This window comes from Terrisporobacter muris (genome assembly GCF_024621905.1).
Lineage (GTDB): Bacteria > Bacillota > Clostridia > Peptostreptococcales > Peptostreptococcaceae > Terrisporobacter > Terrisporobacter muris.
In genome coordinates this window covers 1-11250 of sequence record NZ_JANKBY010000099.1, presented here as the reverse complement: position 1 = coordinate 11250, position 11250 = coordinate 1, and the positions used below count along the sequence as shown (strand labels likewise).

Annotated in this window: 10 protein-coding genes and 1 other RNA gene; 4 read left to right on the top strand and 7 right to left on the bottom strand. The window is 26.9% G+C overall.

Annotated features, from left to right (window positions below; genetic code table 11):
- Positions 1 to 112: 112 nt before the first annotated feature.
- The 4 genes from NSA58_RS09520 to pdxR all read right to left on the bottom strand — a co-directional run bounded on the left by NSA58_RS09520 (position 113) and on the right by pdxR (position 4289).
- Positions 113 to 850: a hypothetical protein gene (locus NSA58_RS09520; protein ID WP_074429107.1), complete on the bottom strand. Its 738-nt coding sequence runs from the start codon at positions 848 to 850 to the stop codon at positions 113 to 115.
- Between the two features lie 352 nt (positions 851 to 1202).
- A complete protein-coding gene (locus tag NSA58_RS09515) occupies positions 1203 to 2597 on the bottom strand; it encodes an aminopeptidase (RefSeq protein WP_039680204.1) in 1395 nt (464 codons plus the stop codon).
- A 32-nt stretch (positions 2598 to 2629) separates the two neighbouring features.
- Complete coding sequence (locus NSA58_RS09510; RefSeq protein ID WP_039680203.1) at positions 2630 to 2842, bottom strand: DUF896 domain-containing protein; 213 nt, start codon at positions 2840 to 2842, stop codon at positions 2630 to 2632.
- 25 nt (positions 2843 to 2867) lie between these two features.
- Complete coding sequence (gene pdxR / locus NSA58_RS09505; RefSeq protein WP_039680202.1) at positions 2868 to 4289, bottom strand: MocR-like pyridoxine biosynthesis transcription factor PdxR; 1422 nt, start codon at positions 4287 to 4289, stop codon at positions 2868 to 2870.
- A 102-nt stretch (positions 4290 to 4391) separates the two neighbouring features.
- Here pdxR and NSA58_RS09500 point away from each other — a divergent pair, with 102 nt between their 5' ends.
- From NSA58_RS09500 to NSA58_RS09490, 3 genes are read left to right on the top strand one after another with little or no spacing between them, the layout of a single operon-like run.
- Complete coding sequence (locus NSA58_RS09500; protein WP_039680201.1) at positions 4392 to 5186, top strand: histidinol-phosphatase HisJ family protein; 795 nt, start codon at positions 4392 to 4394, stop codon at positions 5184 to 5186.
- Between the two features lie 51 nt (positions 5187 to 5237).
- Complete coding sequence (locus tag NSA58_RS09495; RefSeq protein WP_039680200.1) at positions 5238 to 6557, top strand: polysaccharide biosynthesis protein; 1320 nt, start codon at positions 5238 to 5240, stop codon at positions 6555 to 6557.
- 17 nt (positions 6558 to 6574) lie between these two features.
- Complete coding sequence (locus tag NSA58_RS09490) at positions 6575 to 7222, top strand: hypothetical protein (protein ID WP_039680199.1); 648 nt, start codon at positions 6575 to 6577, stop codon at positions 7220 to 7222.
- A 161-nt stretch (positions 7223 to 7383) separates the two neighbouring features.
- Here NSA58_RS09490 and NSA58_RS09485 read toward each other — a convergent pair whose 3' ends face one another.
- On the bottom strand, positions 7384 to 8568 hold the full coding sequence (locus NSA58_RS09485) for an exosporium morphogenetic protein CdeC (RefSeq protein WP_039680198.1): 1185 nt from the start codon (positions 8566 to 8568) through the stop codon (positions 7384 to 7386).
- A gap of 174 nt (positions 8569 to 8742) precedes the next feature.
- Here NSA58_RS09485 and NSA58_RS09480 point away from each other — a divergent pair, with 174 nt between their 5' ends.
- Positions 8743 to 9759, top strand: a complete 1017-nt coding sequence (locus NSA58_RS09480) for a hypothetical protein (RefSeq protein ID WP_039680197.1) — start codon at positions 8743 to 8745, stop codon at positions 9757 to 9759.
- A 55-nt stretch (positions 9760 to 9814) separates the two neighbouring features.
- Here the strand turns inward: NSA58_RS09480 and ssrS are convergent.
- Positions 9815 to 9999, bottom strand: a non-coding RNA gene (ssrS, locus tag NSA58_RS09475) — 6S RNA.
- A gap of 149 nt (positions 10000 to 10148) precedes the next feature.
- Positions 10149 to 11063, bottom strand: coding sequence for a hypothetical protein (locus tag NSA58_RS09470; RefSeq protein ID WP_039680196.1), 915 nt, complete (start codon positions 11061 to 11063; stop codon positions 10149 to 10151).
- Between the last annotated feature and the right edge of the window lie 187 nt (positions 11064 to 11250).

Genomic DNA, 11250 nt, shown 5'->3' with positions numbered 1-11250 from the left:
ATAATATAATTAGCTATTTCTAATTTGCTCATTTATAATCATGCTCACCTACAATTTTTTATTATTACAAAAAAGTTATAGATTTTATTAGAATCTATAACTTTATGTGTTATTAATTATCTAGCATTATATTTTTTATTTCATTTATAACTTCTTTTTTATTATCAAGAATTTTAATTTCTGATATTTTATTATCTTTAGTAAATATTGATAGTAGTTTATCCTCATCGTCTAAATAATATACATTTATAGATTTTTCTGCTTTGTCATATAAATATGCATCATAAGATGGTTGCTTCTTACCTACTATTTTTTCCATTTCACTAGAATCAATACCAGTAAAATCATCTAGTTTTTTCATGTCTAAATCTGCTGTTTTAACTATATCTCCATCATTATAACAATCTATAAGTATTTTTGATTTATCCAAAGTTTTAATTCTATTTCCTCGAGAATAATCCACTATTTGTGCTTTTTTTACTACCTTATCTTTTAATTTCAAATATAGTGCACTACTATTTACGCCTTCATTTAATACGTTCTTTAAATAAATCAAATTTATATCTGTTATGTCTTCTATATCATCTAAATTTTCTAAATTATCTATATTATCTATATTACTTTTATCTATCCAATATGCAGTAGAATTAGGCTCTCCTAAGTTACTTAAGACATAATCATAATCTTTTCCTATTATTTCATTTACATCATTTTGAACTTTAGTCATAGTTTTCTGTTTAGTTGCTTCATCTGGTAATGATATGCTCTTATTTTGAACTTGATAATTGGAGCATCCCGTAAATAGCATAGCCAAAATAATCAATCTAGATAATGATTTTTTTAGGTTCATAAATTAGTCCTCCTTATATCAAGTATAAATAAGTTTATTTTTTGTCTTATATACATGATTTTTATCTCTTTTTCTCATTTTTAAATTATAACCTATAATACTCGTGAATTGATATTAAATATCATTTTGTAATTTTTTTGTAATACAAGTTAAATTTCTATAATTTTTCTTATTATTAATATAGCAAAAACTTCCACAACAATCAACAACTTATATTTTTATCATAAGTTTTATCTATTATTATATAATCATTGCTTTATCCTTTTTAGATATAATAAAAGCATAAAAAAATTTAAATTTTACACGTAAAAAGTCCTTCTACCTTTTGTATAAAAATAGAAGGACTTCAGTTTTATAGATTTATATTTAAGAAAGCCTTGTAACCTCTGTACATTTCAAAAATATCTGCTTTTGAGGCAACTTCATAAGGTGCATGCATACTAAGTAATCCCACACCACAGTCTAAAACTTCAGCCCCATAGTTAGCTAATATATATGCTACGGTACCTCCGCCTCCTTGGTCAACTTTTCCAAGCTCACCTGTTTGCCATACTACATTTTCTTGATTAAATATTCTTCTCACTTCACAAACAAATTCTGCATTAGCATCACTTGTTCCACTTTTTCCTCTTGAGCCTGAATATTTCATTATAGCAACACCGCCACCCATATGAGCCGAGTTTGCTTTTTCATATACTGAAGAGAAATTTGGATCATAAGCTGCATTAACATCTCCAGATAATATTCTTGATCTAGACATGGCTCTTTTTATTTTTAGATCAGAGTAATTGTCTTGTAAGTTTATTAATTCTGCCACAGTGTTTTCAAAGAATTTTGAGTGCATACCTGTATTACCATAAGAACCAGTTTCTTCCTTATCTACACATAATGTAACTGCTGTATATTCTGGTTTTTCAACTTCAAATATGGCTTTCACACCTGCAAATGCACATACTCTGTCATCTTGACCATAAGAAATAACCATTGATTTATCTATTCCTAAATCCTTAGCTTTTCCTGCTGGAACTACTTCTATTTCAGCACTTAAAAAATCTTCTTCAGTAATTTTATATTTTTCGTTTAATAACTTTAACATATTATATTTTACAGTAGCATTTTCTTCCTCATCAAAAGGAATACTTCCTATCAGTACATTTAAATCTTCTCCACCAATAGCTTCATGTAATTTCTTTTGATTTTGATCTGATGATAAATGAGGTAATAAATCAGTTATACAAAATACTGGATCTTCATCATCATCTCCTATGGCTATATCAATTTTAGTACCATCTTGTAAAAATGCTACGCCATATAATGCAAGTGGCATAGAAACCCATTGATATTTTTTAATTCCACCATAGTAATGAGTTTTAAAATATGCCATATTATCATCTTCATATAATGGATTTTGTTTTAAGTCTAATCTTGGTGAATCTATATGAGAAGCAATTATCTTCATACCTTCTTCTATATCCTTTTCACCAATTACAAATAAAGCCACACCCTTGTCTTTATTTTCTGCAAATATTTTGTCTCCAGATTCTATTTTGCCTTTTTTTATAACTTCTTCAATAGATATAAAGCCTTGTAATCTTGCTAGTCTAATTATTTCTCTAGCACATAATCTTTCTGTTTTACTTTTGTTTAAGAAATCAATATATTCTTTTGAATATGACATAGCATTTTCCATATTATTCATTTCTTTTATAACTTTCCAACCATTTTCAAATTCATATTTTAAATTCATATTTGGCCCCCTATTTATGGATTTTATATAAGCTAATTATTATTCTTCTTCATTAGTTCATCATACTCCTCTTGAGTATGTACAACTTTTACATTTTCAAGTCTAGATTTAAAATGAGCTCTGAAGTTTTCTAAGTATTCTTTTCTTAATACTTCTCTTTCTGCTAATTCTTCCTTTGTTAATCCTTCTTCTTTATTTTTTTTTGCTAAAAAATTTATTCTGTCTAGTTTTTTTTGATCAAACATTTTTTCCTCCTAGTGTTTTCATTTATTAATAAAATATTTTATTACTTCTTATAGCTTCTCCATTTTTATAAGATGTAATAAACTCTTCTAAATTATTTTCTATTATAGTTATTCCTTTTTCTATATCCTCAATTGTTTCATTTGCTATGTTAATCCTAAAAAATCTATCATCCATTATATTATCAAAAAAATAAGTTCCTGGTGTAATACAAACTCCTTTTTCTAACATGAAGTTGTAGAAAGCTTGGGATGAATATCCTCTTGGTAATTCAATAAAGAAATTTAGTCCCCCTTGAGATTTATATATTTTTAGTTTATCTCCTAATTTTTCTTCTAATAAAACTTTTGTTTTTCTATATTTTTTAGTATAAACTTTATCTATGCTTTTTAAATATTCTTCCCAATTGAAATACTTCATATAATAGTACATAGATTTTTGTATAAGTCCTGGTGTAGATATATCTGATGAGTATTTTGCCCAAAGAATTTTCTTTTGCAGCTCCCTTGGTATATCAACTATACCAATTCTAAGTCCTGGCATAAGTATTTTTGAAAATGATTTAATATAAATAACTCTATTTTTCATATCATAACTTTTTAGTGGCCTGCTATCCTTGCTGTCAAAATCAAAATCACTTATAAAGTCATCTTCTAAAATGTAAAAATCATATTCTTCACTTAATTCTATCAGCTTCTTTTTCTTATACTCACTGTAAGATATTCCACTTGGATTTTGAAAATTAGGCATGACATATATTAATTTAGGTTTTATTTTTTCTAATTTGAGTTTTAATATACCTATATCTATACCATCATCTAACATAGGAATAGTAATTATTTTTGCACCCCTACTTTTGAACACTTCTAAAGCACCATTATAAGTAGGTTCTTCCACAAATACCACATCTGAATAATTTATAAGTCCTTTACAAACTATGTCTATACCTTGTTGAGCACCAGATATTATCTGTATATTATTTTTATTAGTATTTATCTTCTTCTTTCTTAAATATGTACATAATTCTTCTCTTAATTCTTCTGAACCTTTTCCTTCATCATATTCAAATATAGATGCTCCATCTTTTTCTAATGCCATATTTATTGCTGCTTTAAAATTATCTAAAGGAAACATATCCTTTGATGGATTACCACTATCAAAATGTATCATATCTTTATAGTTTTCCAAATTTACTTCTTCCTTGATATTCATGGAAGAAACAAAAGTTCCACTGCCAATTATCTTATATACATAACCTTCTTTTTCCAACAACTCATATACCTTAACAATAGTAGCATTATTTACATTTATAAAGTTGGCTAGCTTCCTTATTGGCGGAAGTTTTTCATGTTCTTTTATTTTTCCTCCAACAATCATCTTTTTTATATGATTATAAATTTGAATGTATTTACTATTATTATCATCTAATTCTAATTTATATTTCTTCATTTAATCACCACTTACTTATTTTTAGATTTATTGATGTTTAAATATGTATTTGTTATCATTAATATATATAATACCAAATTTTTTATGAAAGGGGAAATAATAATGTTCTACGACTATCACATGCATTGTAACTTCTCTCCGGATAGTAAAACTCCAATAGAAAAGATGATTGAAACTTCTATTAATTTAGGATTACAGGAAATATGCTTTACAGATCATATGGACTATGATGTTAACCAAACAGATAAGTTTGTTGTGGATTACAAAAAATATTTACATAAACTAGAGTTAATGCAAAAAAAATATGAAGATAAAATTATAATAAAAAAAGGTATCGAGCTAGGATTACAACCTCATCTTATAGAAAAATACAATGATGACATGAAAAATCATAACTTTGATTTCATTTTATGCTCTCAACATGCCATAGATAAAAATGATTTATACTACGACGAATATTTTAAAAATAAAAATCAACATGAGGCCTATGAAATTTATTACAAAACTTTATATGATATAGTTAAAAACTTTAATAGCTACAGTGTTTTAGGCCATATAGACTTAGTAAAAAGATACGGAAATTATGATAATATTCTTAGGGATAGCTTATTTACGGATATTATAGAAGCTATACTAAAAGAGGCTATTCATAAGGGTAAAGGAATCGAGGTAAATACTTCTTGTTTTAGATATAACCTACCTGACTTAACACCTTCAAGAAATATAATATCTCTTTACAAGGATTTAGGTGGTGAAATTATTACTACAGGTTCTGATGCTCACTCTCCAGCTTTTATTTCTTGTAAATTTGATTATATTTACTCTTATTTAAAAGATTTAGGATTTAAATACATTTCTACTTTTGATAATCAAAAACCAAATTTTATAAAATTGTAATTATTTTTTCACCTTCACAGGAATACATTTTTAGTATGTGGAGGTGATTTTTTGAGAATTCCTAATTTAGTTTTATCAACAATAATATTGTTCATATCGAACCTAATAGTAAGAATATTAGGTTTTCTATATAAAATATTTCTGTCACGGGTCATGGGCGATATAGGGCTTGGTATATATCATATGGTTTTTAACTTTTTAATGATTTGTATTGCTCTCACCACAACAGGAATCCCAACTGCCCTTTCTTGCTTAGTTGCAAAGGAAAGCGCCTTGAAAGATAAAAAGGATGCAAATATATTTTTCATATCTACTTTATATATATCATTTTTTATATCACTACTTATTTCATTATTTGTATCTTTTAATAGTACATATTTATCCTTTAAACTTTTACATGATAAATATTTAAATTTATTTATTCTATCCATATGTCCAGCCATAGTCATAATTACTATTTCAAATGTGCTAAGAGGATATTTCTATGGAATAAAAAAAGTTATGGTTCCTGCTGTAGGTCAAGTTATTGAACAAATAACAAGAATTTTATTTGTATTCTTATTAACCATGTACATAAGTGATAAGGCAATGATTTGTTATGTAACTCTTCTTGGTATATCCATTGGTGAGGCTACTAATGTGATTTATATGAGTATTTGTTTATATAAAGAATCATCCTTGTACAATAATTTTACTATTAGACTGAAAGATTTTTATTATTCTTCCATGGAGACTTTAAAAATGGCTCTACCTATTACATGTAATAGAATGTCTTCTGTTGTTTTGCAGTCTGTAAGTTCTATGATAGTACCTTCTAGACTGGTTTTGTCTGGGATATCTTATACCCAGTCCATAGGACTTTATGGTGTTATTTGTGGTATGGTAATGCCTTTTATTTATCTTCCTTTTACCATAGGATCTGCTCTAGTAGTAAATTTAATCCCAAGCATCTCTCAAGAGGTTGCTTTAAATAAAATTAAAAATGTAAAAATAAAAATATACTATGCTGTTATTTTAACTGTAGGTGTAGGTATTATATCTTCTTTATTTTTTTATTTTTTCGGAGAAGAATTATGTTTAATAGTCTTTAACAATAAAACTGCTGGTATTTATCTAAAGACCATGTTTTTAGCTCCTCTTTTTCTTAGCCTAAATCAAACTTTGTCAGGAATACTTCACTCCATAAGAAAAGAGGTTATATCTAGTATAAATACTATTGTTGGTATGATTATTCAAGTTATTGCTATTTATTTTTTGTTACCTATACCAAGTTTAAATATGTATGCCTATATTTATGCTATAACTGCCACAGCTATCTTTACAACCATTCTTCACAGTATAGTTTTAATAAAGGCATTGAAAAAAATGTAAAGAAAGTAGGTGAGATTTTGATTAATAATATAAAACCGTTTTATGTTTATGAAGAAAATAATTGTTTATTTATAAAAAATATTAATGAAAAAATAGATAAAATTGCAAATAACATTATTTCTTATTGTGCAAACTTCGATGATAATAACTTTATTCATATTTGCTCTATTGATACAAAAGGTAAGCTAATTCACTATATGTACAAAGATGGTAAAGTCAGACGGAGACCTCTTTGCAAGGCATCTAACAATATAAATAACATAAAAAATATGAGACTTTTCATTATTCAAAATTATTTAAATGTCTTTTTAGTAGAAGAATCTTCTATTAAAGATAGTTGCTATAGAGTTTCTCATTATAATTTTAGCCCTAGCAATTATCATATCAATAAATACCATATTAATAATATCAAAAAAAATAATGAATGTATTTATAGATTAAACATTGATAATATGAGTAATATGATTTTTACTTATGATGCTGTTGAAAATAATAATAGGTCTGTCGTTAATACTAATACTTTAGTTTTTAATCATAGTAATAAAAAATGGATGCCAACTAATAGTTTACTTAGAAACTCCACATCCTTTTCTGACTTTAGGTCTACTTCAACTATTAAAGATGATATTTTTGAATATTGTTATAGTATCATTTATAAAAGTTAATATATTAAGAATTATATTTTTTATTTAAAAATCAAACGAACTATAATTTACTTACAATTAAAAGAGGACTATCATTATGTGATAGTCCTCTTTGTTAGTAGAATAAAGATATTTGGTTAATCCTCTATCTAATCATTTGTTATATATTTTAATTCTCTAAATTATTCACCACAACCTGGAAATTTACAAACATTTGCAAAAGTATCTACTACTCTTGGGCTAAAGCTTGTTTCAGCTAAAACTACTAGTTGATCTCCTAGTAAAGCACTAACTGTTTCTTCAACACATAGTATTAAGTCTATTCCACTTGGTATTGTAAACTCGAAACAATCGAAGTCAAAATCACAATCATTTCTACAATCACAGTCACAATCACAGTCATGATTTCTATCACAGTCAAAGCAATCTTCTGCAGAAATAAATGCATTAGATATACAGTCAACTGTTAACTTAGTTAAATAATCTTGTCTTAATGTTATTGATCTACCACTAGATGGAACACATATATTAGAAGCTAGTGTGTTAAAATTAAATTCAACAGAATCTACTCTACATAATTGTCCATTACCTCTTTTTACTGCTGGGAATGCAAGAGCAACTATTTTAGTACATCCACAATGTCCTCTTATTTCTAGAACTAAATCCTCTACTCTTACAGTTAATCCTCTTTCTCTAAATAATACATTTTGTCCTCTATTTTGTGCACAACAAGTAGCGTTTCTTCTTGGGCATACTATAGATTCAAATACTGTATCACAAGGTGAATTATTTTCAACTGGAGTTACTATAAAGTCATCTACAGTTATATCTCCAGGAATTATCTCAAGCTCTTCAAAATTCATACAAACTTCGTCAACTACAACTTTTGCTGATCCTCTAGATGGTACATTACCTCTTACATCTATAACTTCAAATTCAAAGAATAAAGTTTGTCCATTAGGTCCCTTAGCATCTGTAAATGCTCTAAATTGTATTGAGTCAAATATTCTATTTGTTTCTATAGCTACTGGAGACGCGTTTCTTGTTGAAAAAGTTGGTCTTATTCCATTACAGCATTCTTCTCTACATGGATTTACTGAACATTCTTCAGATACAGCTTCACATTCTTTACATTCTTCATGTTTTTTACATTCACAATGACATTCACACTCACACTCATGCTTTTCATGCTTTTCATTGCATTTATTTTTGTGTGATTCCATATCATTGTTGCACTTACATCCTCTGTCAAGTTCATCTACTTCTACTGCTACTACTGATTCTACTTCTTCCCTTTCAGGGCAATTGCTCATTGTAGACATTTGTTTATTATTCATTCTTCTTTTATTCTTTTTTAAATCTTGCATTTTTTATTATCCTCCCTTATTGATATTGATAAAAATGTCCTGGCTTTGTAAGCCTAATAAATAATATGCGTTTGGATGAATAAGTGTTACATAACTACACATATACATAAAAAAATAGAATATAAGTTTTTTTTGTAAATATATTATAATATGGATATTTTTAGGAGGTTGAAAATGAGCTTTATAAATGAATGCTATGCTATAATTAGAAGAAGCACTAAGGATATGTTTTATATATCCCTTAATAATGACGGACTTTATTACAACTATTATGATACAAACAACAATTTGGTTCATAGAAATAAATTAATAAGTGATGTTGATATAAATTTTACCAAATATTCCTTTTCCATTGATAAAGATGATAATGTTTACTGTATTTACTGTGATAAATCTCTACAAATATTAGAATGTAAAAATAACTCTAAAATCTTTACCCAAAAAGAATCTATAACTTATAATTTCAAAAAATTTGGATTAGCCTTCCCTTATGTAAAATATATACATAATAACGCTCATATTTTTTATTATGTATTTAATAATAGCTCTACTAATACGTGTGCTCTTTTCCATCACTATAAAAACAATGATTATTGGATAGAAAATAAGATTGACTTTATTAACCATTTAGTATTAGATAGTTTTACTGTTCTATGGAATGAATCCGTACCAACTATATTTTATTTCAAATTAGTAAATGGTTGTGAAGAAATCTTTGCATCAAGATTTAACTCAGGTACTTTTTGTTGGAGTGACCCTATACAAATTACAAGCTCTGGTAAAAATAAAATCTATTTAGACATTATTAGAGACAGTATGAATTTTTATCATTTATGTTTTTGTGAATATATAAAAAATGGATATGTTGTAAGACACATAAGTGGATACCTTAATGAAAATAAGTTTAATATTGATACCTCTTCATATTTAAGCGAGCCTTCCACTTGTATGTATCCTTCCTTAGTTAAAACAGATAGCATTATTTCTGTATCTTGGGTAAACTTTAACAAGTTATTTACTTCTAGTTCCGATAACTTAGGTAAAACCTGGTCTCAATCTACTATAGATGAATCTTCTACAGAAGATGATTTTATTAGATCTGCATTTTATTCTAATTATGAAAAAGATTCAAAATATAATGTGAGTCATGTTTTTTCAACTCTCAATGATGTGGGTATTTTGGGAATTTAGCATCTAAAATTAAAAATTTGCAAAATAAAAATGTTGCTAAAAATAGCAACATTTTTTTATTCCCAAGGCACCGTTGGCCCCATAAATTCAGACCCGAGAATCTCCCAGGTGGGTGACCTGCTCGCAAATTTAAATTCCTTTATATAAATATAATGGCATCTTACTATTGCAAGACCCGATCTCCCGTATAGTGCATGTCGGTTGAATTTAAAGGATACCTGTCGCATGTCTCAGGAGTTTTTTCTTAATTTATATTTATTATAATACAAAAGTTAAAATAATTAAAGTAGTTTATTCTGTAAAAATTTTTAAATTTAAGATATTTTTACAATATTTTGTAATTCAACTTATGTAAGTAATCAAATCTTCTTCTACAATCCTGTATTTCATCAAATTTCTTTTTTTCTTTTGTTTTTATTTCTTCTTGATTTACTTTTACTATATTTTTTATTATTTGTCATTGCTTTGTTTACTTCCAAATATTCATCATAATCATCCACTGTATTTTCTTCTTCTATATCCTCTTCATCTACTTCAACACATTCATACTCTTTATCTTCACTTTCGTCTTCATCATCACCATCTAGACTTCTTAGCAAACTTCCTAATAATTTCAAGTTATTGATACTACCTAAGTTATTAATATCAGCAAGAGAACTTAAACTAAATCCTCCACCTTCTTCTCCATCTGGTAAAAATAATTCAGCAAATAAATCTATCATTTTTTTCATTTCAAGAGCCTTTTCCACAGACTGCTTTTTCTTTTCTGGAAAAACTTCTATTATTTCTTTTATCATCATATTTTTTTTATCTTCTTCATCCATACTTCTAAAAAATTCACTTTCATCTTCTTCGCTCAATATATTAATGTCATTTAATTTTTTTATTCCTTTTACTAAATCGAGAACACTCTCTAACTTTATAAGTATACTTCTTTCCTCTTTATTCATATACTTCTTCGTTTTTGTTATTATTTCCATTCCTCTATCTAAGTCTTCCTCGCTTAAATCCATTAAGTTGATACCTTTATTAACATCCGTCATATCAAACTTCAAAATATTTTTGATAGGATCATTCTTTTTCTCTCTAGTAGTATCTTTGCTTCGAGTCTTCTTTTTTATCTTTTTAATTTTTCTTACTTTTGGACCACTTCTCTGATTCTGACTACTTTTAGGACTTGGTTCAATAACTTCCATCTTTGTTGACTCCTCTGCAGACTTATTTGATTTATTTTTATTATCAAATAATGATACATTACCATTACTCAATACCATCATTGCAAGTATTAACAGTAAATTGTTCACACAAGTCACCCCTTAATATTACTACTCCTTCTTAATAAAATATGAATCCTAAACTATATGTGTTACATTTTAATCTACTAGTGAATATATATTTTTTATAAGGATTTATTTATCTTAATTAATTGAATTACCTTATTTACAAATTACTTCTATATATTAATACTATGAGAAAAATTCCATAGATATT

Excerpts from the sequence above, each read along its gene's own strand:
- NSA58_RS09520 (WP_074429107.1), bottom strand. The coding sequence starts at position 850 with ATGAACCTAAAAAAATCATTATCTAGATTGATTATTTTGGCTATGCTA.
- NSA58_RS09515 (WP_039680204.1), bottom strand. The coding sequence starts at position 2,597 with ATGAATTTAAAATATGAATTTGAAAATGGTTGGAAAGTTATAAAAGAA.
- NSA58_RS09510 (WP_039680203.1), bottom strand. The coding sequence starts at position 2,842 with ATGTTTGATCAAAAAAAACTAGACAGAATAAATTTTTTAGCAAAAAAA.
- pdxR (WP_039680202.1), bottom strand. The coding sequence starts at position 4,289 with ATGAAGAAATATAAATTAGAATTAGATGATAATAATAGTAAATACATT.
- NSA58_RS09500 (WP_039680201.1), top strand. The coding sequence starts at position 4,392 with ATGTTCTACGACTATCACATGCATTGTAACTTCTCTCCGGATAGTAAA.
- NSA58_RS09485 (WP_039680198.1), bottom strand. The coding sequence starts at position 8,568 with ATGCAAGATTTAAAAAAGAATAAAAGAAGAATGAATAATAAACAAATG.
- NSA58_RS09480 (WP_039680197.1), top strand. The coding sequence starts at position 8,743 with ATGAGCTTTATAAATGAATGCTATGCTATAATTAGAAGAAGCACTAAG.